The sequence below is a fragment of the Streptomyces sp. NPDC020422 genome (genome assembly GCF_044386705.1).
Taxonomy (GTDB): Bacteria; Actinomycetota; Actinomycetes; order Streptomycetales; family Streptomycetaceae; genus Streptomyces.
Map to the genome: position 1 here is coordinate 430,857 of NZ_JBIRVJ010000007.1, position 26,750 is coordinate 457,606.

22 protein-coding genes and 1 tRNA gene are annotated in these 26,750 nt (G+C 73.9%); 13 read left to right on the forward strand and 10 right to left on the reverse strand.

Translation table 11 applies throughout. The features are described from left to right. Nucleotides 1-32 precede the first annotated feature (32 nt). Both ACH414_RS21545 and ACH414_RS21550 read right to left on the reverse strand, forming a co-directional pair. A complete protein-coding gene (locus ACH414_RS21545) occupies nucleotides 33-1,085 on the reverse strand; it encodes a DMT family transporter (RefSeq protein ID WP_386561389.1) in 1,053 nt (350 codons plus the stop codon). After that, complete coding sequence (locus ACH414_RS21550) at nucleotides 1,082-1,882, reverse strand: phosphatase PAP2 family protein (RefSeq protein ID WP_382536386.1); 801 nt, start codon at nucleotides 1,880-1,882, stop codon at nucleotides 1,082-1,084. Before ACH414_RS21550 ends, ACH414_RS21545 begins: the two co-directional genes overlap by 4 nt. Before the next feature lie 168 nt (nucleotides 1,883-2,050). Here ACH414_RS21550 and ACH414_RS21555 point away from each other — a divergent pair, with 168 nt between their 5' ends. The 3 genes from ACH414_RS21555 to ACH414_RS21565 all read left to right on the forward strand — a co-directional run bounded on the left by ACH414_RS21555 (nucleotide 2,051) and on the right by ACH414_RS21565 (nucleotide 4,541). Continuing rightward, nucleotides 2,051-2,662, forward strand: coding sequence for a TetR/AcrR family transcriptional regulator C-terminal ligand-binding domain-containing protein (locus ACH414_RS21555; RefSeq protein WP_398942935.1), 612 nt, complete (start codon nucleotides 2,051-2,053; stop codon nucleotides 2,660-2,662). A 29-nt stretch (nucleotides 2,663-2,691) separates the two neighbouring features. Beyond that, nucleotides 2,692-3,069 (forward strand): DUF488 domain-containing protein, encoded by a 378-nt coding sequence (locus ACH414_RS21560; RefSeq protein WP_398942937.1) that lies wholly within the window; start codon nucleotides 2,692-2,694, stop codon nucleotides 3,067-3,069. Between the two features lie 209 nt (nucleotides 3,070-3,278). Then, nucleotides 3,279-4,541: a cytochrome P450 gene (locus tag ACH414_RS21565; RefSeq protein ID WP_398942938.1), complete on the forward strand. Its 1,263-nt coding sequence runs from the start codon at nucleotides 3,279-3,281 to the stop codon at nucleotides 4,539-4,541. Here ACH414_RS21565 and ACH414_RS21570 read toward each other — a convergent pair. Next, nucleotides 4,531-5,025: a DUF309 domain-containing protein gene (locus ACH414_RS21570; protein WP_398942939.1), complete on the reverse strand. Its 495-nt coding sequence runs from the start codon at nucleotides 5,023-5,025 to the stop codon at nucleotides 4,531-4,533. The two genes, ACH414_RS21565 and ACH414_RS21570, sit on opposite strands and share 11 nt — an antisense overlap. A 117-nt stretch (nucleotides 5,026-5,142) precedes the next feature. On the opposite strand from ACH414_RS21570, the gene ACH414_RS21575 reads away from it, so the two are divergent. Both ACH414_RS21575 and ACH414_RS21580 read left to right on the forward strand, forming a co-directional pair. Beyond that, nucleotides 5,143-5,216 (forward strand) — tRNA-Pro (locus ACH414_RS21575). Between the two features lie 376 nt (nucleotides 5,217-5,592). Next, nucleotides 5,593-8,145: a discoidin domain-containing protein gene (locus ACH414_RS21580; protein ID WP_398942940.1), complete on the forward strand. Its 2,553-nt coding sequence runs from the start codon at nucleotides 5,593-5,595 to the stop codon at nucleotides 8,143-8,145. Between the two features lie 37 nt (nucleotides 8,146-8,182). Here the strand turns inward: ACH414_RS21580 and ACH414_RS21585 are convergent, their stop codons facing one another. Further along, nucleotides 8,183-9,655 (reverse strand): aminotransferase class I/II-fold pyridoxal phosphate-dependent enzyme, encoded by a 1,473-nt coding sequence (locus ACH414_RS21585; protein ID WP_398942941.1) that lies wholly within the window; start codon nucleotides 9,653-9,655, stop codon nucleotides 8,183-8,185. 99 nt (nucleotides 9,656-9,754) lie between these two features. Further along, nucleotides 9,755-10,813 carry a helix-turn-helix domain-containing protein gene (locus ACH414_RS21590; RefSeq protein ID WP_382536364.1) on the reverse strand — a complete coding sequence of 353 codons (1,059 nt, stop codon included), beginning with the start codon at nucleotides 10,811-10,813 and terminating at the stop codon, nucleotides 9,755-9,757. 274 nt (nucleotides 10,814-11,087) lie between these two features. Between ACH414_RS21590 and ACH414_RS21595 the strand changes: the two genes are divergently transcribed. The 4 genes from ACH414_RS21595 (at nucleotide 11,088) to ACH414_RS21610 (ending at nucleotide 15,525) form a co-directional block, all read left to right on the forward strand. Next, a complete protein-coding gene (locus ACH414_RS21595) occupies nucleotides 11,088-12,875 on the forward strand; it encodes an ABC transporter ATP-binding protein (RefSeq protein ID WP_382536361.1) in 1,788 nt (595 codons plus the stop codon). 111 nt (nucleotides 12,876-12,986) lie between these two features. Beyond that, nucleotides 12,987-14,051: a Dyp-type peroxidase gene (locus ACH414_RS21600; RefSeq protein WP_398942942.1), complete on the forward strand. Its 1,065-nt coding sequence runs from the start codon at nucleotides 12,987-12,989 to the stop codon at nucleotides 14,049-14,051. Between the two features lie 6 nt (nucleotides 14,052-14,057). Continuing rightward, on the forward strand, nucleotides 14,058-14,882 hold the full coding sequence (locus tag ACH414_RS21605; RefSeq protein ID WP_382536355.1) for a family 1 encapsulin nanocompartment shell protein: 825 nt from the start codon (nucleotides 14,058-14,060) through the stop codon (nucleotides 14,880-14,882). 7 nt (nucleotides 14,883-14,889) lie between these two features. Then, complete coding sequence (locus tag ACH414_RS21610; protein WP_398942943.1) at nucleotides 14,890-15,525, forward strand: DUF1345 domain-containing protein; 636 nt, start codon at nucleotides 14,890-14,892, stop codon at nucleotides 15,523-15,525. A gap of 26 nt (nucleotides 15,526-15,551) precedes the next feature. Here the strand turns inward: ACH414_RS21610 and ACH414_RS21615 are convergent, their stop codons facing one another. After that, nucleotides 15,552-16,010, reverse strand: a complete 459-nt coding sequence (locus ACH414_RS21615) for a GreA/GreB family elongation factor (protein ID WP_382536349.1) — start codon at nucleotides 16,008-16,010, stop codon at nucleotides 15,552-15,554. A gap of 395 nt (nucleotides 16,011-16,405) precedes the next feature. Here ACH414_RS21615 and ACH414_RS21620 point away from each other — a divergent pair, with 395 nt between their 5' ends. From ACH414_RS21620 to ACH414_RS21635, 4 genes are all read left to right on the forward strand, one after another. Further along, entirely contained in the window at nucleotides 16,406-16,657 is a 252-nt protein-coding gene (locus ACH414_RS21620) for a hypothetical protein (RefSeq protein ID WP_382536346.1), read from the forward strand. Nucleotides 16,658-16,785: 128 nt separating this feature from the next. Next, complete coding sequence (locus ACH414_RS21625) at nucleotides 16,786-17,592, forward strand: HlyD family efflux transporter periplasmic adaptor subunit (protein ID WP_382536343.1); 807 nt, start codon at nucleotides 16,786-16,788, stop codon at nucleotides 17,590-17,592. A 116-nt stretch (nucleotides 17,593-17,708) separates the two neighbouring features. Further along, a complete protein-coding gene (locus ACH414_RS21630; protein ID WP_398943002.1) occupies nucleotides 17,709-19,832 on the forward strand; it encodes an NHLP family bacteriocin export ABC transporter peptidase/permease/ATPase subunit in 2,124 nt (707 codons plus the stop codon). Between the two features lies 1 nt (nucleotide 19,833). Further along, nucleotides 19,834-22,755, forward strand: a complete 2,922-nt coding sequence (locus tag ACH414_RS21635) for an NHLP bacteriocin export ABC transporter permease/ATPase subunit (protein WP_398942945.1) — start codon at nucleotides 19,834-19,836, stop codon at nucleotides 22,753-22,755. A gap of 51 nt (nucleotides 22,756-22,806) precedes the next feature. Here the strand turns inward: ACH414_RS21635 and ACH414_RS21640 are convergent, their stop codons facing one another. From ACH414_RS21640 to ACH414_RS21655, 4 genes are read right to left on the reverse strand one after another with little or no spacing between them, the layout of a single operon-like run. Then, entirely contained in the window at nucleotides 22,807-23,262 is a 456-nt protein-coding gene (locus ACH414_RS21640) for a MaoC family dehydratase (protein WP_398942946.1), read from the reverse strand. A 29-nt stretch (nucleotides 23,263-23,291) separates the two neighbouring features. After that, nucleotides 23,292-24,806: a long-chain fatty acid--CoA ligase gene (locus ACH414_RS21645; protein WP_398942948.1), complete on the reverse strand. Its 1,515-nt coding sequence runs from the start codon at nucleotides 24,804-24,806 to the stop codon at nucleotides 23,292-23,294. Between the two features lie 11 nt (nucleotides 24,807-24,817). Then, nucleotides 24,818-25,711: an amidohydrolase family protein gene (locus ACH414_RS21650; RefSeq protein WP_382536328.1), complete on the reverse strand. Its 894-nt coding sequence runs from the start codon at nucleotides 25,709-25,711 to the stop codon at nucleotides 24,818-24,820. After that, nucleotides 25,711-26,634, reverse strand: a complete 924-nt coding sequence (locus tag ACH414_RS21655) for an SDR family NAD(P)-dependent oxidoreductase (RefSeq protein WP_391767962.1) — start codon at nucleotides 26,632-26,634, stop codon at nucleotides 25,711-25,713. The genes ACH414_RS21650 and ACH414_RS21655 overlap by 1 nt, the downstream gene beginning before the upstream one ends. Nucleotides 26,635-26,750 lie beyond the last annotated feature (116 nt).

The window sequence follows — 26,750 nt, forward strand, 5'->3', positions numbered from 1 at the left end:
TTCCGCGATGCGTCCACGGAACAGGCGGGCTCTCAGCGCGCGGGCTGCGGTACCGGCAGGGGGTCGGCCAGGGGCATCGGCTCGCGGGGGCCCGACTCGGCGCGGGCGGAGGGCACGGGCCCCGGCGCGGCGCTCGGGCCGGCGACCGGGGCGGTGCCGGCGGCCGGGGCGGTGGCGGTGGGCGAGGACGCCACCACGACGGACTCGGTCCTGCCGCCCTCCTCTCCGATCCCCGTCGTCAGGAGGACCACCCCGCGGGCGGCCACCAGGGAGGCGACGGCGGCGACGGCCCAGCCCCAGGCGCCCGCGCGGAAGGTCTCGCCGAGCAGGGCCACGCCGATGACGGCGGCGGCGGCCGGGTTCGAGAGGTTCACCACCGCGAGCGGCGCGGCGAGCCCGCCCCGGTACGCGGCCTGGGAGAGCAGCAGCCCGCCCACCGCGAAGGCGGCGATCAGGACCGCGAGCAGCGTCGTCTGCCACCATCCGGCCGGCCCGCCGGGCAGATCCCGGGCGAGGGCGGCGGTCAGGGTCTGGGTGAGGGCGGAGCCGACCCCGGAGGCCACCCCGGACGCGGTGGCGTGGCCGAGCCCCCGCCCCCGCGAGGCGCCTCCCGCGCGGGCGCCCGAGCGGGAGGCGAGGAGCCCGATGAGGAGGAACGTCGCCGCCGTGACGATCAGGGCCTCGCGCAGGCTCATCGCCTCGCCGGGCGCGGCGGGCCCGGTCACGGCCACCAGGCCCACGAGCCCGACCAGGGTCCACAGGGCCCCGCGCCACTCCGCGCGGGTGACCCGCCGGTGGGCGCCGTACGCGCCGATCGGCAGGGCCGCCACGAGCGTCAGGGCGCCGAGCGGCTGGACGAGGGTGAGCGGCCCGTAGTGCAGCGCGGCCACGTGGGCGAGCGCTCCGGCCGCGTTCAGGCCGACGGCCCACCACCACTGGGGCCGGGCGAGCAGTCGGCGCAGCGCCCCGGGCCCGCCGGCGGAGGCGGAGGCGAGCCGCGACTGGGCGACGGCGGCCAGGGCGTACCCGGCGGCGGAGACGAGCGAGAGGAGGACCGCGATCACGGTTCCGGCGACGGCGCTCATCGCAGCGCTCCGGCGGTGGCGGGGCTGAGCGGCGCCGGCCTCCTCGCCCCGGGCCCGCGGTCGGGTGAGGGTACGGCGAGCAGGGCGAGCGCGAGCAGGACGGCGGCGGCGAGGGCGTCGAACCAGTAGTGGTTGGCGGTGCCGACGATGACCAGCAGGGTGAGCAGCGGGTGCAGCAGCCAGAGCGGGCGCCAGCGCGAGGAGGTGGCGACGATCAGCCCGACGGCGACCATCAGGGCCCAGCCGAAGTGCAGCGAGGGCATCGCGGCGAACTGGTTCGCCATCGAGTCGGCCTCGGGCGTCGCGCCGTACACGGAGGGTCCGTAGACCTGCGCGGTGTCGATGAGGCCGGTCGCGGCGAGCATCCGCGGCGGCGCGAGCGGCAGGAGCAGGTGCAGGGCGAGCGCGGCGCCGGTCACCAGGGCGAGCACCCGGCGGGACCAGACGTAGTGGGCGGGCCGGCGCCAGTAGAGCCAGGCGAGGAAGGCGAGGGTGGCGGGGAAGTGCACGGCCGCGTAGTACGTGTTGGCCGCGTGGACGAGGCCCTCGCCGTGCAGCAGCAGCTGCTGGATCGTCCCCTCGTCCGGCAGGTGCACAGCGCGCTCGGCGTCCCAGACGCGGTCGGCGTTGTGGAAGGCGCGGGTCTCGTGCCCGTTCGCGAAGAGCCGGCCGAACTTGTAGACGAGGAAGAGCGCCGTGACGAGCAGCAGCTCGCGCAGGAGGGGCGGTCTGGGGGTAGCCGTCGCCCCCGGTCCTGCAGGACGTGATCTTCGTATCCCGCGTATCCCGGTAGCCATGGCTCGGCCCCTTTTTTCCGTCAAATCGGACAGCAAACGGAGGAACTCTAGATCCGAATTCATCGAGACGCAAGCGTCTCGATACGTTTGCGTCTCGATTGTGCGCCCCCTACTCTCGTATGTGCAGGGAAAGCTGTCGCTGGGTACGGGGTGTCCGGGAGGAAATCGATGTCCACGCAGGCCGCGACCGCCGCCGCCAGGCGCGGCAAGCTCACCCCCGAGCGCGAGGCGGAGCTCTACGAGGCCGTCATCTGCCTGCTGCGCGAAGGCGGCTACGACTCCGTCACCATGGAGGGCGTCGCGGCCCGCACCAAGTGCGGCAAGGCCACGCTCTACCGCCAGTGGGGCACCAAGCCCCGCCTCGTCACCGCCGCCCTCGACAAGCGCCGCTGCGCCGTCTTCACCGGCATCGACACCGGCTCCCTCGTCGGCGACCTGCGCGAGGCCGCCCGCCTCGCCGCCAGCCGCCGCGAGCGCGACGCCGAGCTGATGGAAGCCGTCAGCCAGGCGTACATCCAGCACCCCGACCTGCGCGAGGCGCTGCGCGAGACCGTCATCGAGCCCGAGGTCGCCGCCCTCGACGCGATGCTGCAGCGCGCCGTCGACCGCGGCGAGCTCGCCGCCGGCAACCCTGCCATCGGCTTCGTCGCCCCCGCCTTCCTCGGCATGCTCCGCATCGAGCGCCTCTTCGAGGACCGCTTCGCCGACCCCGACACCATGCTCGTCTTCGTGGACGCGGTGCTGCTGCCCGCGCTGCGCGTCGGCGCGCCCGAGGTGTGAGGCCCGCCGGGCTCCGGCACCCTGAAGCCATGCCCGACACCTCACCGCCCCGGGTCCGCGTCCGGCGGATCTACGAGCCGCCCGAGCCCGGCGACGGCCTGCGCGTCCTCGTCGACCGGCTCTGGCCGCGCGGCCTCGCCAAGGCGGACGCCCGGGTCGACGAGTGGCCCAAGGCCCTGACCCCCTCCACCGAGCTGCGCCGCTGGTACCACGGGCCCGAGGGCGAGTACGCGGAGTTCCGCCGCCGCTACGCGCGCGAACTCGCCGAACCCGCCGCCGCCGAGGCCCTCGCCGCGCTGCGCACCCGCGCGGCCGAAGGCCCCGTCACCCTGCTGACGGCCGCCAAGGAGCCGGAGACCAGCCACACTTCGGTCCTGGTGGACGCGCTGGACCCGCCCCGGTCCTGACCAGGAGCGGCGGGACGCCGCCAGGGGCCGCCCCTTTCGGGCCACCCGGCCGCCGCCCCCTGTTCACCGGCCGGGGCCCCGGGCACCATGGGCGCACGGCCCCGCACGGGGCGGCGCCCAGGCCGGCACCCGGCCCCGCTCCACCCCCGGCCCCACACCCGCTTTCCCCCGCACTCCACGGCAGCACCGCGACCGCGAGGAGGCACCGCGTGGACCAGGCTCAGCGGAAGAGGCACGCCCTGCTCGACGCGCTCCAGCGCGACCCCTACCCCCTCTACGCCCGTGCGCGCCGCTCCCCGGGGCTGACCTTCGTGCCCGCCCTCGACGCCTGGCTGGTCGCCCGGGACGCCGACATCCGGGAAGTGCTGCTCAGGCCGCAGGACTTCTCCTCCGCGCAGGCCCTGCGCCCGGACGTACTGCCCTCGCCGGCCGCGCTCGCCGTGCTCGCCAAGGGCTTCGCGGGCCGGCCGACCGTCGTCTCCACCGACGGACCCGCCCACCGCCGCCACCGCGCCCCCCTCAACAGCGGCCTGTCGGCCGCCCGCACCGCCGCGCTCACGCCGTACATCCGCCGGCAGGCCGACATCCTCGCCGAGGCCTTCGCCGACGCCGTCGCCGAGCGCGGCCAGGCCGACCTGATGGCCGAGTACGCCCGCGTCCTGCCCGGCACCGTCATCGGCCGCCTCCTCGGCCTCGACCCGGCCGACGTACCCGCAGCCGTCCACGGCTCGTACAGCGCCGAGCGGCTGCTCTTCCGCCCGCTCCCGGAAGAGGAGCAGATCGCCGCCGCCGAGGACGTCCTCGCGCTCCAGCGGCTCCTCGACCGCTACGCCCGCGACCGGCGGGCCCGGCCCCGGGACGACCTGATCAGCACCATGGTCGGCGCCCTCGCCCCCGACGCCGGGCTCGGACCGGGACCGCGCGACCTCACCGAGGACCAGCGCTGCGAACTCGTCGCCAACCTCCAGAACCTGCTCATCGCGGGACACCTCACCACCACCGCCCTCATCGGCGGCACCATGCTCCACCTCCTGCGCCACCCCGACCAATGGCGCCTGCTGCACACCCGGCCGGAGCTCATCCCCGCCGCCGTCGAGGAGGCCGCCCGCTACGACACCGCCGTCCAGGGCTTCCGGCGCACCACCACCCGCCCGCTGACCCTCGCCGGCACCGAACTGCCCGCCGGGGCGACCCTCTTCGTCGCGTACGGCTCCGCCAACCGCGATCCCGCCCGCCACCAGGACCCCGACACCTTCGACATCACCCGGCCCCACCCGCGGCCCCGCCACCTCGCGTTCGGCCACGGCCCCCACGGCTGCCCCGGCTCCCAGCTGGCCCGCGTCCAACTCCGCGGCACGCTGGAGGCGTTCGTCCGCCGCCTGCCCGGACTGCGGCCGGCCGAAGGGCACGAGCCCGCGATGCGCCCCACCCTCATCCACCGCTCGCCCGAGCGGCTGCTCCTCACCTGCTGAGCCGCGGCGCCTCCGCGGCGGCGTCGGGCACCGTGGCACCGGCCGCCTCCACCCGGTCCGCCAGCTCCCGCGCCCACACCACGAGCCCGGCGACGTCGATCCCGTACGTCGCCGCCCCGGCCCCGGCCGCCGCGTACCCGGCGACCCGCCCGGCCCCGCGCCGCAGCAACCGCGCCCCGCCCGTCGCGTTCCCGCGCGCCGCGTGCGTCAGGCCCACCGCGAGCTGCGCCAGCCCCTGCCACAGGTCGCGCTCCCGCTCGGGCCCCGACTTCCACGCGTCTTCGAACACCTCGTGCGCATGGAACGGCATCCCGGCGTCCAGCAGCCGCTGCGCCTCCCGCACGGTCTCGCCCGGCGTCCGCACCAGCCCCTCCGGCTGCCGCGGCACCCCCTCGGCCCCGTACGGCAACGGCCGCCCGAGCCCGTCCCGCGGCCGCCCGCTCCGCGCCCGCCCGTCCCGGTCCCGGTCCCGATCCCTGTCCATCCGTCCATTCTCCGCCGCCGACGCCCGGTGACACCCCGTGTGGTGATCCACCCCGTGAAGTGAGGTAATGTTCTCTTGCACGCCGCCGCCGGGGAAACACCCGGGGCAGACGGGCAACGGGACGTGGCGCAGCTTGGTAGCGCACTTGACTGGGGGTCAAGGGGTCGCAGGTTCAAATCCTGTCGTCCCGACTTGAAAAAGTCGCAGATCAGAGGACGTTTCGGAGTAATCCGAAACGGCCTCTGACGTGTGGGCGCGGCGGTCAGGACACGGTGACCCGGACCGGGCCGGTGGCCGCCGTGAGGGTGGCGGTGGTGAGGAGCAGGCGGTCGTCGCCGGAGACCTTGGCGAGGGTGGCGCCGAGGGTGCTCCGCTGGGCGGAGAAGTACGGCGACTTGGCATGGGGAGCTGCTCCTCGGGTGCGGGTGCGGGTGCGGGTGCGGGTGCGGGTGCGGGCCCGGCGGCGAGCCCGGGTTTCGGGCCAACTGTGCGGTTTCGTAGCCGTGTTGCGCCCGTTCGTCCTATCTTCTAGGGGCCCCGCGGTCCATGCTCGCCCAGGAGGTCCGATTGCAGCCCCGCCGCGTCCGCGCCATGGCCCGAGCGTTCCGCCGCTCCCCCCTGCTCATCGCCTTCGCCCTCGGCTCGCTGCTCGTCGCCCTCACGCCCTGGCTGGGAATGGCGAGCACCGGGCCCGGCGGCCGCGGACCGACCCCGCCGCCGGGGCCCGTGCCCTTCGACCAGCAGACCGCGCAGCAGTCGCCCCACCACGGCGTCGCCCCGGCGAACGCCATGGAACCGATGGCTCCGGTGCTCGACCGGACCGGCTGGACCGCCACCGCGAGCGACGAGGAGACCGCCAAGGAGAACGGGCGGGCGGCCAACGTCCTCGACGGCGACGCCGCCACCCTCTGGCACAGCAGGTGGTCGGGGACCCCCGCCCCGCTGCCGCACAGCATCACCATCGACATGCACCGCACGACCGTGGTCTCGGCGCTCGTCTACCAGCCCCGCAAGGACAGCCCCCACGGGCGCGTCGGCCAGTACAGCATCAGCGTCAGCACCGACGGACGGAACTGGGGGAGCCCGGTCGGCACCGGCACCCTCGCGGACGACACCGCCGCGAAGACCCTCGCCTTCGCCCCGCAGGGCGCGCGGTTCGTCAAGCTCACCGCCGTCACCGAGGCCGGCAACCGCGGCCCGTGGAGCTCCGCCGCGGAGCTGAACCTGCTCGGCGACCCGGGAACCCCGGCGGCCACCGTCGACCTGCCGCGGACCGGCTGGACGGCCACCGCGAGCGACGAGGAGACCGCCAAGGAGAACGGGCGGGCGGCCAACGTCCTCGACGGCGACGCCGCCACCCTCTGGCACAGCAGGTGGTCGGGGACCCCGGCACCGCTGCCGCACAGCATCACCATCGACATGCACCGCACGGCGGCCGTCTCCGCCCTGGTCTACCAGCCGCGCAAGGACAGCCCCAACGGGCGGGCGGGCGCGTACACCGTCACCACCAGCACCGACGGCACCACCTTCGGCGCCCCGGTCGCCTCGGGCACCTGGCGCGACGACGACACCGTCAAGACCGCCACCTTCACCCGCGCCGCCAACGCCCGCTACATACGCCTGACCGTGACCCGCGAGGCCGGCAACCGCGGGCCCTGGACCTCCGCCGCCGAGATCCGGCTGAGCGGACCCGCCAACCCCGCCGCCCACGGCTCCTGGAGCCGGATCACCGGCTTCCCCCTGGTGCCGGTGGCCACCGCCGTCCTGCCCGGCGACAAGCTGCTGGCCTGGTCGGCGTACGCGGTCGACCGCTTCGGCGGCAGCAACGGCTACACCCAGACCGCGATCCTGGACCTCAAGACCGGCAAGGTCACCCAGCGCCGCATCGACAACACCGGCCACGACATGTTCTGCCCGGGCATAGCGATGCTCGCCGACGGGCGGGTGCTCGTCACCGGCGGCAGCAACGCGGAGAAGGCGAGCATCTACGACCCGGCCACCGACGCCTGGTCCGCGACCGCCGACATGAACATCGCCCGCGGCTACCAGGCCATGACCCTGCTCTCCACCGGCGAGGCCTTCGTCCTCGGCGGCTCCTGGAGCGGAGCCACCGGAGACAAGTCCGGCGAGGTGTGGAACCCGGCCACCCGCACCTGGCGCAAGCTCGCCGGCGTCCCCGCCACCCCGGCGATGACGGCCGACCCCCGCGGCGCCTACCGCGCCGACAACCACATGTGGCTGTACGCCACCTCGGGCGGCAAGGTGCTCCAGCTCGGCCCCAGCAAGCAGATGCACTGGATCACGACCGGCGGAAACGGCAGCCTCACCTCCGCCGGCAACCGGGCCGACAGCCAGGACGCCATGACCGGCAACGCCGTCGCGTACGACGTCGGCAAGCTGCTCACGCTGGGCGGCTCGCCCGCGTACGAGAACACGCCCGCCACCCGGCGCGCGTACACCGTCAGCATCACCGGCGGCCAGGTCCAGGCGGCGCGCACCGGCGACATGGGCCACGCCCGCGCCTTCGGCAACAGCGTCGTCCTGCCGGACGGCAAGGTCGCCGTGTTCGGCGGACAGGCCCACCCCGTGCCGTTCAGCGACGCCACGTCCGTGCTGACCCCCGAGCTGTGGGACCCGGCCACCGGGCGCTTCACCCCGCTCGCCTCCATGGCCGTGCCGCGCAACTACCACAGCGTGGCGAACCTGCTGCCCGACGGGCGGATCTTCTCCGGCGGCGGCGGCCTGTGCGGCGACTGCGCCACCAACCACTCCGACGGGGCCGTGTTCACCCCGCCGTACCTGCTCAAGGCGGACGGCTCGCCCAAGCCGCGCCCCGTCATCACCGGCGACGTACCGCCCCGGGCCGCCGCCGGCACCTCGCTCACCGTCGGCACCGAAGGGGCGGTGGCCTCCTTCGTCCTGATGCGGGCCTCGGCCGCGACCCACTCCACGGACAACGACCAGCGGCGGATCCCGCTGACGTCCAAGGCCACCGGGACCGGCACGTACGAGGTGGCGCTCCCGGCCGACAAGGGCGTGGTCCTGCCCGGCACCTACATGCTCTTCGCCCTCGACGCCCAGGGGGTGCCGAGCATCGCCCGGTTCGTCACCGTCACCTGACGTCCGGCCCGGCGGGGGACCCGGGCAGGCCGGCCGCTCAGCCGTCCTGCCCGCGGGCCACCACCCGGAAGGTCTCCAGGGAGGGGTCGGCGGCGTCGGGGATCAGCAGGCCGTGCGCCACGCCGCTGCGCAGGTACTCCACCACCTCGGCGTTGATCACCTCCCCGGGCGTGACGGCCGGCACCCCCGGCGGGTACGGGCTGATCGTCTCCGCCGAGACGCGGCCCACCACGTCCCGCGCCGCCACGTGTTCCACCTGCGCGAAGAACGCCTCGCGGGGCAGCATGGCCTGCTCCAGTTCGAGGCCGGAGGGCTCCGGGAGCCGCACCGGCGGCCGGGGCTCCAGCTCACCGGCGCGTTCGACGAGCGCCCGCAACGCGTCCACCAGGATCTTCTCGGTCGTGTCGTCGTCCGCGTGGGTGAGGGAGGCGGTGATCCGGCAGGAGTCGGAACCTCCCACGTCGACGTGGCACTCCTTCCGCAGCCACTCGGCCGCCTGCATCCCGCTGACGCCGAGGCCCCGCACATCGATCACGATCTTGAGCGGATCGAGCTCGGCCACGAGCCCCTGCTCCACCACCTCCGCGCCCATCGGCTCCAGCCCCGGCAGCCCCGCCGCTGCCTCGCGCACCCGGGCCGCCCGGCGCAGCGCGCCGTCGAGCAACTCCCGCCCGTGCTCGACCATCTGGCGCCGCCAGCCGTCGAGCGTCGCGTACACGAGCGAGGAGGCGCTCGTGGTGCCGAGCAGGTCCTCCCGCTGCTTCAGGACCTCCGGCGACACCCGGTCGTACTGGAGGTGGAAGACCGAGCTCTGCTCGATCGCGCCACCCATCTTGTGCACGCTGGTCACCACCAGGTCGGCGCCCGCGTCGATGCCCCAGACCGGCAGTTCGGGATGGAACGGCAGGTGCGCGCCCCACGCCTCGTCGACGATCAGCGGCACCCCGGCCTCGTGGCAGGCCTCGGCCACGCCCCGCACATCGGCGCAACCGCCCCAGTCCGTGGGCGTGATCAGCAGCATGCCCTTGGCGTCCGGATGCTCCCGCAGCCGCGCGCGGACGTCGTCGGGCTCGGGGGGATGGGCCAGGTGCCGGTCGGCGTCGAACTTCGGGTGCACCCAGACCGGCTCCACCCCGTTCACGATCACGGCCGCGATCACGGACTTGTGCGCGTTCCTCGACAGCAGCAGCTTCTCGCCGGGCCCGGCGACGGCCAGCATCGCCGTCTTCACCGACAACGAGCTTCCGCACGTCGAGAAGAACGCCCGCTCCGCGCCGACCGCGTCGGCCATCAGTTCCTGGGCCTGTTCCAGCACGCCCTGCGACTCCCGCCGGTCGTCCAGGCCGTTGAGCAGCAGGACGTCCGAACGGAAGACGTCGTACCCCACGATGTCGCTCACCCGTGGATCGGCCCCGCGTCCCTGCTTGTGTCCCGGCGGGCCGAAGACGACGTCCCCACGCCGTCGGAAGTCCTCCAGCGCTTCGAGCACCGGTGCGCGCGAGTGGTCCATGGCTCCTCCGTCTCCTCGGGCCGTGCGAAGGGGCGCCGGGCAGGCGTATCGGGCGTGTGCCCCGGGCACCCGCGGTGAAACGACCGCTCGGAGAGCCGCCTACGCGAGGCCGGCCCCGGTGCCCGGGCGGTGGCCCTGGAGGCGGAGGGCGGCCGGGGTGTGGCCCGTCCAGCGCAGCACCGCGCGGCGCACGGCACGGGCGTCGGCGTAGCCGCTGCGCTCGGCTATGGAGTCGAGGGGCAGGTCCGTGGTGCGGAGCAGCCGGGTGACGTCCGCCCGGCGCAGGGCGTCGACCTCGCTCGTCCAGGTGGTGCCGTGCTCGTCGAGGCGCCGCTGGAGCGTGCGGGGGCTGACGGCCATGCGGGCCGCCGTCGCGCGCAGGCCGGCGCCGTCGTGACGGGAGGTCTCCTTGAGGGCGATGCGGAACAGGTCGAGCCAGCCGTGCAGGGGGATCGACTCGGCGAGGGTCTGCTCGGCGTGTCTGCGCAGCACGGTGGAGAGGCCCGGCTGGGCGTACGGAGTGGCCTGCCGCAGGTCGGCGGCGAGGAACGTGATCGAGCTGACCGGGCACTCGAACGCGATGTCCCGCGTCCCGTACAGGTCGAGCAGGGCGCCGTGGTGACGGGGCGCCTGCGCGGCCAGTTCGACGCGGACGGGAACGAGCGGTCTGCGCAGGGCGGTGCCGAGCCGCTGCCGGATCAGGCCGAGCACATAGGCCCGGATGGCGGAGGCGACGTCGTAGGTCAGGTCGGCCGCGTTCACATGGCTGACGGTGATGTGCTGCTCGTCCTCGGCGATCAGCAGGGTCTCGGTGCGGATGTCCGCGACGGCGGCGAAGTACGCGGCGGCGTCCCGGAGTCCGTCGAGCGGGGTCGCCGCCGAGGTGAGGAGGTAGTCCCACACGCCGAGCAGGCCCAGCGTCGTCTGCTCGGCCATGAGCTGCGCGCATTCGGTCCAGTGCACCCGCGACGCCATGAGTTCCCAGAGACGCACGTTGGTGGTGGCCGGGGTCCGGTAGCGGTCGTCGTGGAGGTGCTCGGGCTCCATGCCGGTCAACGAGGCGTAGCTCGCCGGTGAGATGCCCAGGAGGCCCGCGCTGGTGGCGTTGATGCGGGTGAAGGCCGAGGGCGTCGTACCCGGATGCGTAAGCAAGGACACGAGCGCGGAGCCTAGCCAGCGGGCAGCCGAAGATCATCCCTGGATCCGGCAGTTCGTCACTCCGCCTGGCACGAGCCTCGTGCCCCCCTGCCCGGGAACCCTTCCCGGCCGCCGGAAAACGCCTGGACGCCGTACCCCGATGCGCGGAACACTGCCGACCCTGTCCACTTCGGTCCGACTAAGCAGGGTTGGGATGGGAACGTCTGAATCACCCCCGGGGCCACCAGCAGGCTCCCCCCGGGTTTCGTCCGAAGGCTCACCGGCCAGGGGCCCCGTGCTCCTCGCCCTCCGTTACTACGGGCGGGAGCTCGCCCGGCTCAAACGGCTCACCGTGCCCGCGCTGCTGCTCCCGGCGCTCGGCAACATCGGGATCTACTACCTCGCGCCGCTCCTCGTCGCCAAGCTCGTCGGGGCCATCGCCGGGGACGGCGGCGGCAGCGGCCGGGGCGGGGTCGGGGGCGTGCTGCCCTACGTGTGCGGGTTCGCCGGGGTGCTGTTGCTCGCCGAGGCGCTGTGGCGGGTCGGGCTGCACTGTCTGAACCGGCTCGACGCCTTCGGGATCGAACACCTCTACGTCGTCGGGATGGACGAGCTCTTCGCCAAGGACTCCGCCTTCTTCCACGACAACTTCGCCGGGTCGCTGACCAAACGGGTCCTCAGCTTCGCCTCCCGGTTCGAGGAGTTCGTCGACACGCTGACCTTCTCGGTCATGGGCAGCTTCGTGCCGCTGGTGTTCGCCTCGGTGGTGCTCTGGACGTACGAGCCGCTGCTCGTCGTCGGGCTCCTCGTGATGATCGGCCTGACGGGCGTCTGCGTGCGGCCGCTCATCCGGCGGCGGCAGGTCCTGGTGGGGCACCGCGAGGAGGCCATCGCCCGGGTGTCCGGGCATGTCGCCGACAGCCTGATGAACATGGACACCGTCAGGGCCTTCGCCGCCGAGGAGCGCGAGGCCGCCGAGCACCGGTCCCGGGTCGCCGAGTCGCGCCGGCTCACGCTCAGGTCCTGGGACTACGGGAACCTGCGCATCGACACGTTGGTCGCGCCGCTCTCCGTGCTGACCAACGTCCTCGGACTCGTCCTCGCCCTCGCGCTCGGCGCGGGCGACCACGGCGTGGAGGCGGTCGTCGTCGCCTTCACCTACTACTCCAACGCCACCCGGATCATGTTCGAGTTCAACCAGATCTACCGGCGGCTGGAGAGCTCCATGACGGAGGCCGCCCAGTTCACCGAACTGCTCCTCGTCCCGCCGGTCGTCCGCGACCCCGAGGAGCCGGAGCCGCTGCGCGTCGAAGGCGCCGGGGTCCGCTTCGAGAAGGTGACCTTCGCCCACTCGGGCGGTGACCCGCTCTTCGACGGGCTCGACCTCGACGTGCCCGGCGGCGCGAGGATCGGGCTCGTCGGCCGGTCGGGCGGCGGCAAGACCACGCTCACCCGCCTGCTGCTCCGGATGAACGACGTCGACGGCGGCCGGATCCTTATCGGCGGCCAGGACATCAGCCGGATGCGCCAGGCCGACCTGCGCGGACTCATCGCCTACGTGCCGCAGGATCCCGCCATGTTCCACCGCACCCTGCGCGAGAACATCGCCTTCGCCCGGCCGGACGCCACCGAGGCCGAGATCCGCCGCGCCGCCGAGGCCGCGCACGTCACCGAGTTCGCCGACGCGCTCCCCGAGGGCTTCGACACCATGGTGGGCGAGCGCGGGGTCAAGCTCTCCGGCGGGCAGCGCCAGCGGGTCGCCCTCGCCCGGGCCATCCTGCGCGACGCGCCCATCCTGCTGCTCGACGAGGCCACCAGCGCCCTCGACTCCGAGAGCGAGGTCCTCGTCCAGGACGCCCTGTGGCACCTCATGGAGGGGCGCACCGCCTTCGTCGTGGCGCACCGGCTCAGCACCGTCGCCGGCATGGACCAGCTGCTCGTGCTGGACCGCGGGCGGATCATCGAGCAGGGCTCCCACCAGGAGCTGCTGTCCGCCGACGGCGCCTACGCCAAGCTGTGGCAGCACCAGTCCGGCGGCTTCCTCGACGAGACCGCGCCGGTGGGGGAGGCGGTGACCCGGTGACGGCCGTGGCCGGCGTCCCGGACTGCGGTCCGGGGCCCGCGCGGATACCCTGAGTTCTGGCCTTTTCGGCCGGTTTGCACCTGTCCTGTGTCCTCTCCGTCCGGGAGTCCCGTGGTCACCCCGCAGCCCGTCCTCGCCCCTCCCTCGAAGGCCGCCGTCTTCATGGTGGCCACCGTGAACGCCGGCGGCGAGCCCGCCGTGCGGGAGTTGCTCGACGGGCTCACGGGGCTCGTCCGCTCCGTGGCGTTCCGCGAGCCCGAGGCGAGGCTCAGCTGCGTCGTCGGCATCGGGGCGGAGGTCTGGGGCCGGCTCTTCGACGGGCCCGCGCCGCGCGAGCTGCACCCCTTCGTCCCCCTGGAGGGGGTGCGGCACCGGGCCCCGGCGACACCGGGGGACCTGCTGTTCCACGTACGCGCCCTGCGCATGGACCTCTGCTTCGAGCTGGCCCGGCTGATCGTGCTGGAGCTCGGCGGCGCCGTGACCGTCGTCGACGAGGTGCACGGCTTCCGGTACTTCGACAACCGGGACCTGCTCGGCTTCGTCGACGGCAACGAGAACCCGGAGGGCGGGGCGGCGGCCGAGGCCGTCTTCGTCGGTGAGGAGGACCCGGCCTTCCTGGGCGGCAGCTATGTGATCGTGCAGAAGTACCTGCACCGGATGGCGGCCTGGCAGGAGCTGAGCGTCGAGGAGCAGGAGCGGGTCATCGGGCGCGGCAAGGCCGACAACCTGGAGATGCCCGACGACGTCAAGCCGGCGAACTCGCACGTCGCGCTCAACACGATCACCGACGAGGACGACAACGAGCGGCAGATCGTCCGCGCGAACCTGCCGTTCGGCAGCATCGGCGACGGCGAGTTCGGCACGTACTTCATCGGCTACGCCCGTACGCCCGCCGTGACCGAGCTGATGCTGTCCCGGATGTTCATCGGCGACCCGCCCGGCAACACCGACCGCATCCTCGACTTCTCCACCGCCGTGACCGGGTGCCTCTTCTACGTGCCGAGCGCCGACTTCCTCGACGACCTGCCCGGCCCGCCGGCCGCCGCGACCGCGACCGAACCCGCGACCGAACCCGCGGCCGGGCCCGAACCAGCGCACGAACCGGCCCCCGCGCCGGTGACCGTCCGTGCCGGCAGGGGCGGCTCCCTCGGCATCGGCAGCATGAAAGGAGCGTGACCCGCCATGACGCCTACCGGTGACCCGGCCGGCACCACCAACCTGCACCGCGAACTCGCCCCCGTCACCGAGGCGGCCTGGGAGCAGATCGAGGAGGAGGCCCGGCGCACCTTCCGGCGACTCGTCGCCGGTCGCCGGGTCGTCGACGTGCCCGACCCGGCCGGCCCGGGCCTCGCCGCCGTCGGCACCGGTCACCTCACGGAGATCGCCCCGCCCGCCCCGGGGGTGACGGCCCGGCTGCGCGAGGCGCGCCCGCTCGTCGAGCTGCGCGTGCCGTTCACCGTGAGCAGGGCCGCCGTGGACGACGTCGAGCGCGGCTCCAACGACTCCGACTGGCAGCCCGTGAAGGACGCGGCGAAGGCCATGGCCTTCGCCGAGGACCGGGCGATCTTCGAGGGCTATCCGGCGGCGGGCGTCGAAGGACTGCGGGACAGGTCGTCCAACCCGGTGCTGGCCCTGCCCGCCGAGCCGCGCGACTACCCGGACGCGATCAGCCGCGCCCTGACGGCGCTGCGGCTGGCCGGGGTCGACGGACCGTACGCGCTGCTGCTCGGTGCCGACGAGTACAGCGCGGTCAGCGAGACCTCCGACCACGGCTACCCGATCGCGGCGCACCTGGCGCGGATGCTGGACGGTCCGCCCCTGTGGGCGCCCGCGCTCAGCGGCGGGTTCGTGCTGTCGACCCGGGGCGGCGACTTCGAGCTGAGGCTCGGTCAGGACCTGGCCATCGGCTACTCCTCGCACGACGCGAACGGAATCGAGCTGTACTTCCAGGAGACCCTGACCTTCCTCCCGTACACCGACGAGGCCGTCGTCGTGCTCGCGCACTGAGCCGGCGATGAGCCGCCGGCTGCCGCTGTCGGCGGTGCCCCGGCTGGTGGGCTCGACGGGCGCCGGGGCGGCCGTCGGCCTCGCCGTCGGCGTCCTGACCCGGGCGTCGCTCGGCACCCTGGTGGGGATCGCGACGGCCGAGACGGCCTTCGTGGTCACCGGCTGGGCCGTGCTCTGGCCGATGGACGCCGCCACCACCCGCCGCAACGTGCGCCGTGAGGACTTCCGGCCGCTCGTGGAGGAAGCCGTCGTCGTCTCGGCCGCGCTGTGCAGCCTGGTCGGCATCGTCCTGCTGATCCTCGGCGGCGACACCGGCACCGGGCACGCCGCGGCGGGGGCCGCCCTCGCAGGGGTCTTCATGGCCTGGGCGGCGCTCCACCTGATGTACGCCACCCGCTACGCCGACCTGTACTACGGCGAGCCCGGCGGCGGCATCGACTTCCACTCCGAAGAGCCGCCCCGCTACGTCGACTTCCTCTACTTCAGCTACAACCTCGGCATGACGTACCAGGTGTCCGACACCGACGTCACCGGATCGGGGATCCGCGCCGTGGTGCTGCGGCACTGCCTGCTGTCGTACGTGTTCGGCGCGAGCATCCTCGCGACGACCATCGGGCTCGTGGCCGATCTCGTGAAGGGGTGACGCCGGGCCGCGGACCGGGCCAGGGTCTAGGCGAGCGACACCACGGTCGCCGACGTGTCGCCCTCCGGTGCGCGGTAGGTGACGGTGTCACCGGCCCGGTGCCCGAGCAGCGCGCGCCCCAGCGGGCTGTCGGCCGTCACCAGCTCCGGGTCCGGGGCCTCGGCGAGCTCGCCCACCGTGACCGTCGCCTCCGTGCCGTCCTCGAAGCGCACGGTGACGGTGCTGCCCACACCCACCACGTCGCTCGGCGGCGGCCCCGCCACGGACGCCTCGCGCAGCCGCCCCTCGATCTCCTCGATCCGCTGGTCGAGGCGGGCGACGTCCGAGGCGCGCTGCAACTCGTCCGCCTCGTCGGCGCGGTCGCCCACCGGGTCCTCGTTCCGCAGCGTCGCCGCCACCCTGCCCCGTTCGGCGCGCAGTTCGGCCAGCTCCTCGCGCAGGCCGTGCAGGGCTTCGGTGCTGATGGGCTCGGGACCGTCGGTCATGGATGCTCCCGTGTCGCTGCTGGGGATGGATAGGGGGCGTTTCCATTACCGCACCGGCCGGCGACCACCGCTCGTCGAGAACCTCCACATTGTGTGTGTACCGGGTCCCGGCCTTCGCACCGTGCCCCGATCGGCCCCGCGCGAGGTGTCCGGATGCGGTGGCTTCGACCCTTTGGTTTCACGCGTGGCCGGGGGTGGCCGAAAGTGTTACCCGGTCCTGCGGAGAAGGTGTCACCATTCCGTGAAACAAGTCGCACGCCGGTGAATCGGGGGACACAAAGACCAGGTGGGGGAGGGTCGGATGAATTGGCGACGCCGTCCGTTCCCGTGCTTTGATCCTGCTCGCCGCGGCACGGAAATGGATTCCCCCCACCAAAGAACGAAGGGTGCGCATCATGCGTAACGACCTTGAGACCCGTGAGATCGACGACGCCGAGCTCGACGCCGTCTCCGGCGGCATCGTGAGCGTCTCCGGCGGTCTGGTCGGCGCCGTGACCAGCGACGTCTCCGGTGTCCTCGGCACCGTCGGCTCGCTCCAGACGGTCCAGGGCGCCACCGGCCTCGTCGGCGGCGTCCCCGGCCTGGCCACCGGCATCACCGGTGTCTCGGTCAACGCCACCGCCGTCACCGGTATCGCCGGTCTCTGAGCGGAACAGGCCGAGGACCCCGGGACGCTTTCCGTCCCGGGGTCCACGGCCGGCCGTCCCGTTTCCTTTCTCGTTAATGCCGCCGAGCCGCCGCGAATAGGCCGCCCGGGCGGCCGAAGGAATAGCCCGTGCAGTTCCGTGAGAAGGCGCTTTCCAAGCTGCAGTCGCCCGAGGAACTCGACCTCCCGCTGCGTTTCGCCCGCCCCCAGGGGCGTCTCGCCCTCGCGGTGACGGGCGTGGTCCTCGCCGCCGCGACCTTCTGGGCCTTCGCCGGCACCGTCTCCGCCAAGCTCTCCGCGCCCGGTGTCCTCACCCACGCGGGCGGCAGCTACCTCCTGCAGAGCCCCGTCGCCGGACAGGTGACCCGCGTCCTCGCCCGGCAGGGCGCCACCGTGGGCGCCGGCGCGCCCCTCCTGACCGTCCGGACGGACCAGGGCGACCGGCCCGTGCGCGCGGTCGAGGGAGGCAGGGTGACCACGCTGTTCGCCACCCTGGGCTCGGTCGTCACGACCGGCGCCGACGTGGCCACGGTCGAGCGCGTCACCCGCCCCGACGAGCCGCTGGTCGCCATGGTGTACGTGCCGGGCGCGAGCGCCGCGACCCTCCGGGTGGGCGCCCCGGTCGAACTGCGCGTCCAGAGCGCCCCGCAGGAACGCTTCGGCGTGCTGCGCGGCCGGGTCGACGCGGTGGGCCGCACCCCGCAGTCACGGGCCCAGATCGGCGCCTTCCTCGGCGACGGCGGGCTCGCCGCACAGCTCTCCCCGCCCGGCGGAGCCGTCCCCGTGCGCGTCCGCCTCCAGCGCTCCACCGCCACCGCCTCCGGCTACTCCTGGTCCACGGCCGACGGCCCGCCGTACCCCGTCGACTCCGGTACCCCGGTCACCGGCGCCGTCCAACTCGCCCCGCAACGCCCCGTCGACTGGCTCCTCCCGTGACCCCCTCCGCATCCAGGTCCGCCCGCCGCGGCCGCCGCCCCGCCCCCCGGGGCCTTTGGGGCGGCCTCCCCAAGGGCAGGCGCCCGCGCGTCGTCCGCACCCCCACCGTGCTGCAGATGGAGGCCGTGGAGTGCGGCGCCGCCGCCCTCGCCATGGTGCTCGGCCACCACGGGCGCTTCGTGCCCCTCGAAGAGCTGCGCATCGCCTGCGGCGTCTCCCGCGACGGCTCGCGGGCCAGCAACCTCCTCAAGGCCGCGCGGAGTTACGGACTGCAGGCCAAGGGCATGCAGATGGACCTGGCCGCGCTCGCCGGGGTCCGCGGGCCCGCCGTCCTGTTCTGGGAGTTCAACCACTACGTCGTGTACGACGGCATGGGCCGGCGCTTCGGCCGGGCCGGCGTCTACGTCAACGACCCCGGCAAGGGACGCCGGTTCGTCCCCATGGATGAGTTCGACACGAGCTTCACCGGGATCGTGCTCACCTTCGGCCCCGGCCCCGGCTTCCGCCCCGGCGGCCGCAGGCCCGGTGTCCTCGGCGCCCTCTCGGGCCGGCTGCGCGGCACCTCGGGAACCCTGGCCGCGGCCCTGGTCGCCAGCCTCCTCCTGGTGGCCGTCGGCGCCGCCGTACCCGCGCTGAGCCGCACGTACATCGACACCTTCCTGATGGGCGGCCAGTCCTCGCTGCTGGGGACGGTGTTCACGGCCATGGGCGCCGCGCTGGTGCTCACCGCGCTCCTCACCGCCGTCCAGCAGGCCAATCTGCTGCGCGGCCGGATCATCTCCTCCACCCTCGGCAGCGCCCGCTTCCTGCGCCACCTGCTCCGGCTCCCCGTCGCCTTCTACGCCCAGCGCGACCCCGCCGACCTGGTCCAGCGGCTGCGCTCCAACGACGCGGTCGCCGAGACCCTCGCCCGCGACCTGTCCGCGGCCGGCGTGGACGCGGTCGTCGTCGTGCTGTACGCCGTGCTGCTGTGGAGCTACGACCCCCAGCTCACCCTCCTCGGCGTGCTGGTCGCGCTCCTGAACGTGGCCGCCATGCGTGTGGTCATCGGCGTCCGGGCGACCGGCACGCACAAACTGCGCGCCGAGAGCGCACGGCTGACGAACACCTCGTACAGCGGTCTCCAGCTCATCGAGACCATGAAGGCCACCGGCGGCGAGAACGGCTTCTTCCGGCGCTGGGCCGGGCAGCACGCGGTCACCCTCGACGTCCAGCAGCGGCTCGGCGTCCCCAGCGCCTGGCTGGCGATCGTCGCGCCCACCCTCGCCGCGCTCAACAGCGCGCTGATCCTGATGATCGGCGGCCTCCGGGCCGTCGAGGGCCATCTCACGGTCGGTCTGCTCGTCGCCTTCCAGTCCCTGGTGACCGGCTTCACCGCACCCGTCACCCGCCTCGGCGGCGCGGCCGGACGCATCCAGGACTTCGCCGCCGACGTCGCCCGGTTGCGGGACGTCGAGAACTTCCCCGCCGACCCCGCCGCCCTCCCCGCGTCGCGCGAGCCGGCCGGCGCCGCCCGCCGGCTCACCGGCCGGGTGGAGCTCGACCGCGTCACCTTCGGCTACAGCCCGCTCGACGCCCCGCTGCTCCGGGAGTTCTCGCTGACCGTCGGACCCGGGCAGCAGGTCGCCCTCGTCGGCGGCTCCGGCAGCGGCAAGTCGACCGTCTCCCGGCTGATCGCGGGCCTCTACACGCCCTGGGAGGGCACCATCCGCATCGACGAGCGGCGCCTCGACGACATCCCGCGCGGGGCCCTCGCCGCGTCGGTCTCCTTCGTCGACCAGGACGTGTTCCTCTTCGAGGGCACCGTCCGCGACAACGTGGCCCTGTGGGACCCGTCCGTCACGGACGAGGCCGTCACCGCCGCGCTGCGCGACGCCGCCGTGCTCGACGTGGTCGCGCGCCGCCCCGGCGGCATCCACAGCCGGGTCGAGCAGGACGGCCGCAACTTCTCCGGAGGCCAGCGCCAGCGCCTGGAGATCGCCCGCGCGCTCGTCCGCGAGCCGAGCGTCCTGGTGCTCGACGAGGTGACCAGCGCCCTGGACGCGGTCACCGAACGGCTCGTCATCGACAACCTGCGGCGCCGCGGCTGCGCCTGCGTGGTCATCGCCCACCGCCTGAGCACCGTGCGCGACAGCGACGAGATCCTCGTCCTCGACCGCGGCACGGTCGTGGAACGCGGCCGGCACGAGCAGCTGCTCGCCGCGGGCGGACCGTACGCCCGTCTGGTCCAGGAGCGCTGAGGTGACCCTGTCTCCCCATGCCGCGGGCACCGCGGACCCGGTCCTCGCCGCGCTCGGCACCCTCGGCACCCAGTTCACCCCCGTCGACGGCAGCGGATCGCGCAGCCTCACCCTCGAAGGGCCGCACGTGCTGTGGCTCGTCGAGCACGGCGCCCTCGACCTGTTCGCCGTCGACGCCGCCCTGCTCGGCACCTGGCACTTCCTCGGACGCCTGGAGCCGGGCACCCTGCTGCTCGGCCCCCCGGAGGGCCCCGCCCACACCCTCGTCGCCCGCCCGGCCCGCGAGTGTCTGCTGCGCCGCATCGAGCTGCACGAGCTGCGGCGCCCGCCGCACGGCACGCAGGGGCACGAGCCCGCGGGTCACGCGTCGCCGTGGCACGAACCCCAGTGGTACGAGCCGCAGTGGTACGAGTCGCAGTGGTACGAGTCGCAGGGCTACGGGACCCGGGGGCACGGCAGCCAGGGCGACGCCACCGGGCCGTACGGCACCGCCCCCGGCCCCCTGGAGAACGCCTTCGCCCTCGGCGTCGGCCGGGGGCTGCACCTCCTCCACCAGGCGCCGCTCGACGGCCGGGCCGACGACGCCATCGAGTGGCTGCGGGTCACGGCCGGAGCCGTGGCGTACGCCGCCGAGGGCCACGCCCTGCTCGTCGACCCGGCGCTCTGGCAGGGCCTGGTCGAGCAGCAGTACCGGCTGCTGCACGCCCTCGACCGCTGGATCGAGCACCGCGAACACACCCACGCGAGCCGCGCCGAGGCCGGTCTCGCGGCCGGCCGGCAGGCCAGCGACGACGCCGACCGGACGCTCCTCGCCTCCATCGGCCGCCCCCGCCGGGGCGCCCGCACGGGCGCGAACGCCGACGCGACCCTCGCCGTGTGCCGCCTGGTCGCCGCCGAGGCGCGCATCACCCTGTCCGACACCCCGGCCGACCGGGCGGGGAGCGGCGACGAGCACACCGACCCGGTCGAGGCCGTGGCGCTCGCCTCGCGCGTCCGCACCCGCTCCGTCCGGCTCGGCGGGCGCTGGTGGCGGGAGAACAGCGGCCCCCTGGTCGGGCGGCGGGAGCGGGACGGAGCGCCCGTCGCCCTGCTGTGGCGGCGCGGCGGGTACGTGGCGGCCGACCCGGCGACCGGCCGGCGGGAGAGGATCGACGCCACCCTCGCGAACGCCTACGAACGGCAGGCCGTGATGTTCTACCGCCCGCTCCCGGAGGGCCGCCTCGGGCTGCCGGCCCTGCTGCGGTTCGGCGTCCGGGGCACCGGCCCGGAGCTGCGCGCGATCGTCCTCGGCGGGCTCGTCGCGGTGGCCCTGGGCGCGCTGGTGCCGGTGGCGACCGGCACGGTGCTCGGCCGCTACGTACCGGCCGGCGAGACCGGGCTCATCGTGCAGACCGCGCTCGCGCTGATCGCCGCAGGTGTGGTCTCGGCGGTGTTCATGCTGCTCCAGAACGTGGCCGTGCTGCGGATGGAGGGCCGTATCGAGGCGACGCTGCAACCGGCTGTGTGGGACAGGCTGTTGAGGCTGCCCACGGGCTTCTTCGCCGGGCGCTCCACCGGGGAGCTCGCCGGCGCCGCCATGGGCGTCAGCGCGATCCGCCGGACCCTGTCCGGGGTCGGCTCCGTCTGCGTCCAGGCCGGTACCGTCGCCGTCGTGGAGCTGGCCCTGCTCCTCGTCCACAGCACCCGGCTCGCGCTCGCCGCCCTCGCCCTGGTGCTCGGGATCGCGGTGGTCTTCCTGGCGCTCGGAGCGGCCCAGCTCCGTTACCAGCGCCGCCTGGTGAAGATGAACCACCGGCTCGACAACCGGGCCTTCCAGACCCTGCGCGGTCTGCCCAAACTGCGGGTCGCGGCGGCCGAGAGCTTCGCCTATGCCGCCTGGGCGCGGGAGTTCGCCGGCACCCGGGTGCTCCAGCAGCGGGCCGGGCGCCTGCAGAACGTGTCCACGGTCCTGGGCGCGGTCTGTCTGCCGCTGTGCACCCTGGTGATGTTCATGCTCCTCGCCGGACCCGCCCGGGGCACCCTGTCCGCGGGGGAGTTCCTCACCTTCAGCACCGCCGTCACCCTGCTGCTCTCCTCGGTGAACCAGCTGACCGGGGCGCTGCTCTCGGTCGCGGCCGTGCTGCCCGTCTTCGAGGAGGTCGCCCCGATCCTGCGGGCCGAGCCCGAGGTGCGCGCGGAGGCGACCAGGCCGGGCGTCCTGAGCGGGGCCATCGAGGCCAGGGGCCTGTCGTACCGCTACACCGAGGACGGCCCGCTGGTCCTCGACGGCGTCGAACTCCAGGTACACCCGGGAGAGTTCGTGGCCCTCGTCGGGGCCAGCGGCTGCGGCAAGTCGACCCTGCTGCGGCTGCTGATCGGCTTCGACCGGCCCACCGCCGGCAGCGTCCTGTACGACGGCCAGGACCTCGCCGCCCTCGACCAGGCGGCCGTCCGCCGCCAGTGCGGGGTCGTCCTGCAGAACGCCCGGCCGTTCACCGGCTCGCTGCTCGACTGCATCCGGGGCACCGAGGCGTACACCCTCGACGAGGTCTGGGAGGCCGTCGCCCTGGCCGGCCTCGCGGACGACGTCCGGGCCATGCCGATGGGGCTGCACACGATGCTGTCCGACGGCGGCGGCACCGTCTCCGGCGGCCAGCGCCAGCGTCTGATGATCGCCCAGGCGCTCGTCCGCCGCCCCCGCGTGCTCTTCCTGGACGAGGCCACCAGCGCGCTGGACAACGAGACCCAGCGCGTGGTCATCGAGTCCACCCGCGCCCTGCGGACCACCCGCGTGGTGATCGCGCACCGGCTCTCCACCGTCATGGACGCCGACCGGGTGCTCGTGATGGCCGAGGGCCGGATCGTCCAGCAGGGCACCCCCGCCGCCCTGCTGGCCGACACCGGCGGACTCTTCCACGAGCTGGTGCGCCGCCAGCTGAGGTGACCCCCGGGCGTCCCGCGCGCGAGGACGCCCGGCGGGACCGGGCCGGGGCCGCTACGCGTAGAACCGCGAGAGGCTGCGCAGCACGCAGGCCGGCTTCGCGGCACCCTCGATCTCGATCGTGCCGTCGACCGCGATCTGCACGCCGCCGGGGACGTCCTCGACGGAGGCGAGCGTGCCGACCAGCCGCAGCCGGGAGCCCACCTTCACCGGGGCGGGGAAACGCACCTTGTCCAGGCCGTAGTTGACCTTGGTGGCGACCCCCTGGACGTCGAGGAGCTCCGTGAACAGGGGGATGAAGAGCGCGAGGGTGAGGTAGCCGTGGGCGATCGGGGCGCCGAACGGGCCCTCCTTCGCACGCTCGACGTCCACGTGGATCCACTGGTGGTCGCCGGTGGCGTCGGCGAAGCCGTTGATCCGCTCCTGGGCGATGTCGATCCACTCGCTGGTGCCGAGCTCGCTGCCGGCCAGCTTCTTCAGCGCGTCGATGCCGTCGACGGTGATGCTCATGGGAAGTCCTGCTCTCTGTTTGTCGGTTGTCAGTCGGTGGTGCCGTAGCGGGTACGGAGGTGGTGCTTGAGGAGCTTTCCGGAGGCCGTGCGCGGGAGTTCGGCCGCGATCACGATCGACTTGGGGATCTTGTAGCGGGCGAGACGGCCGCCGAGGGACGCGAGGATCGCGGCCGGATCGGGCGTGCTGCCCTCGCGGACCACGACGACCGCGCGGGCACTCTCGCCCCACTTCTCGTCGGGCACGCCGATGACGGCGCACTCGGCGACGTCCGGGTGGGCGAGCAGGGCGTCCTCCACCTCGGCCGGGTAGACGTTCTCCCCGCCCGAGATGATCATGTCCTTGAAGCGGTCGACGATGGTGACGTAGCCGTCGGCGTCGACCCGGGCCGCGTCGCCGCTGCGGAACCAGCCGTCGGCGAAGGCCGCGGCCGTCTCCTCGGGCAGGCCCCAGTAGCCGGCCATGACGTTCGGGCCCTGGACCAGCACCTCGCCCGTCTCGCCGGTCGCGGCGGGGGACAGGTCGGGGCGCACGACCCGGACGTCGGTGAAGAAGTGCGGCACCCCGGCTGACCCGGACTTGGCCACGGAGTGCCCCGCGTCCAGGAACAGCGCGCCGGGGGAGGCCTCCGTCATCCCGTACCCCTGGCAGAAGGTGAGACCCCGCTCCTGGTACGTGGCGATGAGACCGGTCGGCACGGGCGCGCCGCCGCAGTTGAGCAGGCGCAGGCTCGACAGGTCGGCGGCGGACCAGCGCGGATGCGCGGCGACCTGCTCGAACATGGTCGGCACGCCGAACATGAAGGTGACGCCGTGCCGTTCGACCAGGTCCAGCGTGCCGCCGGCGTCGAAGGACTCGACGAGCACACAGGCGCCGCCCTTGAGCAGGACCGGCAGGGCCAGCATGTTGAGGCCGCCGGTGTGGAACAGCGGGGCGGAGACGAGCGCGGTGTCGTCGGCGGTCACGTCGAGGTCGACGAGGACGTTGAACGCGTTCCACACGAGGTTGCCGTGGGTGAGCATCGCGCCCTTGGGGCGCCCCGTCGTGCCCGAGGTGTACATGATGATGCAGACGTCGTCCGGTGTGACTCTCTCGTCGAGCGGCTCCGTCGAGGCGGCGGCGAGCAGCTCCTCGTACGCGCTGCCGCCGACCTCGACGACGGTCCGGACGCCGACGCCCTGCTCGGCGGCCGCGGCGGTCGCGAGCGCCCCGAGGGCCGGGGAGTGGAGCAGGACGGTGCTGCCGGAGTCGCGCAGCTGGTACGCGATCTCGGGCGCCGCGAGGCGGGTGTTGAGCGGGACGAAGACCGCGCCGAGCTGGCCCGCGGCGAACAGGCACTCCAGGAAGGAGGGGTGGTTGGGGCCGAGGTAGGCGACGCGGTCGCCGCGCCGGACGCCGGCCGCCCGCAGGGCCCGGGCGAGCCGGGTGGTGCGTTCGTGCAGCTCGCCGTAGGTCAGGGTGGCGGTCCGGTGGATCAGGGCGGTGCGGTGCGGGGTCTTGCGGGCCCGGCGTGCGGGCCACGACCCCAGTCCCTCGTTGCGCATCACGTGCCCTTTCAGGAGGGGGAGTCGGAGCCGGTGAGGCCGAGCAGCCGGGCCGCGTTCTCCTTGAGGATCTTCGGGCGGACCTCGTCCTTGATCGGGAGCTTCTCGAAGTCGGCCAGCCAGCGGTCGGGGCTGAGCACCGGGAAGTCCGAGCCGAACAGGACCTTGTCCTTGAGCAGCGTGTTGGCGTACTGCACCAGCTGCGGCGGGAAGTACTTCGGGGACCAGCCGGACAGGTCGATGTGCACGCCCGGCTTGTGGGTGGCGACGGCGAGCGCCTCGTCCTGCCAGGGGAAGGACGGATGCGCCAGGATGATCTTCAAGTGCGGGAAGTCGACGGCGACGTCGTCCACGTGCAGCGGGTTGGAGTACTTCAGGCGGATGCCGCCGCCCCCGGGGACGCCCGCGCCGATGCCGGTCTGGCCGGTGTGGAAGAGGGCGATGGCGCCGGTCTCCTCCATGACCTCGTACAGGCCGTACGCCAGCCGGTCGTCGGGGAAGAAGCCCTGGATGCTGGGGTGGAACTTGAAGCCCCTGACCCCGTACTCCTCGACCAGGCGGCGGGCCTGCCGGACGCCGGCCCGGCCCCGGAACGGGTCGATGGACGCGAAGGGGACCAGCACGTCGGGGTGGGCCGCCGCGGCCTCGGCGATCTCCTCGTTGGGGATCGGCTCGGTGCCGGTGGCGTGCTCGGCGTCCACGGTGAAGACCACCGCGGCCATCCGGCGCTCGCGGTAGTAGGCGGCGGTCTCCTCCAGGGTCGGCTTCCGGTCGCCCTCGACCCCGAAGTACGCGCCGGAGGCCTCGTGCAGTTCGTCGGAGAGCGAGGCGTGGCCCTTGGCGGAGACCTCGCAGTGGGTGTGGACGTCGATCGCGACCAGGTCGTCGACGGAGAGCGGGCTCATCACGCCTCCGGCAGCTTCGGCGCGGGGATGCCGACGGTCTGCGGCTCGCGGCCGACCGAGGTGCCCCAGGCGGCGGCCAGCGTCTCGGGGCTCCAGCCGCCGTCGGCGAAGGCGGTGGCGACCTCCTGCGGATGCGACCACAGGGCGACCTTGTCCCCGCCGATGCCGATGCACTGGCCGGTGACCCCGCGGGCCGCCTCCGAGGCCAGGAAGGGGACGACGGCGGCGCAGTCCTCCGGGGTGCCGAAGCCCTCGCCCTTGCGCAGGAAGTCCGGCAGCGGCTCGCCCCGGCGCATCGCCTCGACGTACGGGGCGAAGGCGGGGATGGTCTCGGTCATGGCGGTGGCGGCCACCGGGATGACGGCGTTGACCGTGATGTCCGCGCGGGACAGCTCCATGGACCAGGTGCGGGCCATGGCGGCGATGCCGGCCTTGGCGGCCGCGTAGTTGGTCTGGCCGAAGTTGCCGCGCTGTCCGGCGGGGGAGCCGATCAGGATCAGGCTGCCGCCCTCGCCCTGCTCGCGCATGCGGACGGCGGCGGCCCGGGCGCAGGTGAAGGTGCCCTTGAGGTGGGTGGTGACGACGGCGTCGAAGTCCTCGTCCGTCATCTTCCACAGCACCTTGTCGCGCAGGATGCCGGCGTTGGTGACCAGGACGTCCAGCCGGCCGAAGGCCTCCACGGCGCGCGCGACGAGCCGGTCGGCGGCCTCGGCGGTGCCGACCGCCACGGCCTCGGCGACGGCCCGTCCGCCGGCCTCGACGATGGCGTCGGCGGCCTGCTCGGCGACCTTCGCGTCGAGGTCGTTGACGACGACGGAGGCGCCGGCGGCGGCGAGCGCGGTGGCGTAGGCGAGGCCGAGACCGCGACCGGAGCCGGTGACGACGGCCACCTTGCCGGAGAGGTCGACGGGGGAGTGCGACATGAGCTGTCCCTTCGGGAGCTACGGGGGCACAGAAGCGTTGGGGCGACGGCCGCCGGGAGAGCGTGGGGCTCGATCGGGACGGCGGTCCGCTGAATGGAAGGTAAGACCAATCATTG

Bases quoted from the DNA above. Each gene is read 5' to 3' on its own strand.
- ACH414_RS21605 (WP_382536355.1), top strand. From the start codon at position 14,058: ATGACGCCTACCGGTGACCCGGCCGGCACCACCAACCTGCACCGCGAA.
- ACH414_RS21585 (WP_398942941.1), bottom strand. From the start codon at position 9,655: ATGGACCACTCGCGCGCACCGGTGCTCGAAGCGCTGGAGGACTTCCGA.
- ACH414_RS21610 (WP_398942943.1), top strand. From the start codon at position 14,890: ATGAGCCGCCGGCTGCCGCTGTCGGCGGTGCCCCGGCTGGTGGGCTCG.
- ACH414_RS21655 (WP_391767962.1), bottom strand. From the start codon at position 26,634: ATGTCGCACTCCCCCGTCGACCTCTCCGGCAAGGTGGCCGTCGTCACC.
- ACH414_RS21620 (WP_382536346.1), top strand. From the start codon at position 16,406: ATGCGTAACGACCTTGAGACCCGTGAGATCGACGACGCCGAGCTCGAC.
- ACH414_RS21555 (WP_398942935.1), top strand. From the start codon at position 2,051: ATGTCCACGCAGGCCGCGACCGCCGCCGCCAGGCGCGGCAAGCTCACC.
- ACH414_RS21615 (WP_382536349.1), bottom strand. From the start codon at position 16,010: ATGACCGACGGTCCCGAGCCCATCAGCACCGAAGCCCTGCACGGCCTG.
- ACH414_RS21545 (WP_386561389.1), bottom strand. From the start codon at position 1,085: ATGAGCGCCGTCGCCGGAACCGTGATCGCGGTCCTCCTCTCGCTCGTC.
- ACH414_RS21550 (WP_382536386.1), bottom strand. From the start codon at position 1,882: ATGGCTACCGGGATACGCGGGATACGAAGATCACGTCCTGCAGGACCG.
- ACH414_RS21560 (WP_398942937.1), top strand. From the start codon at position 2,692: ATGCCCGACACCTCACCGCCCCGGGTCCGCGTCCGGCGGATCTACGAG.
- ACH414_RS21650 (WP_382536328.1), bottom strand. From the start codon at position 25,711: ATGAGCCCGCTCTCCGTCGACGACCTGGTCGCGATCGACGTCCACACC.
- ACH414_RS21570 (WP_398942939.1), bottom strand. From the start codon at position 5,025: ATGGACAGGGATCGGGACCGGGACCGGGACGGGCGGGCGCGGAGCGGG.
- ACH414_RS21630 (WP_398943002.1), top strand. From the start codon at position 17,709: ATGGAGGCCGTGGAGTGCGGCGCCGCCGCCCTCGCCATGGTGCTCGGC.
- ACH414_RS21640 (WP_398942946.1), bottom strand. From the start codon at position 23,262: ATGAGCATCACCGTCGACGGCATCGACGCGCTGAAGAAGCTGGCCGGC.
- ACH414_RS21645 (WP_398942948.1), bottom strand. From the start codon at position 24,806: ATGCGCAACGAGGGACTGGGGTCGTGGCCCGCACGCCGGGCCCGCAAG.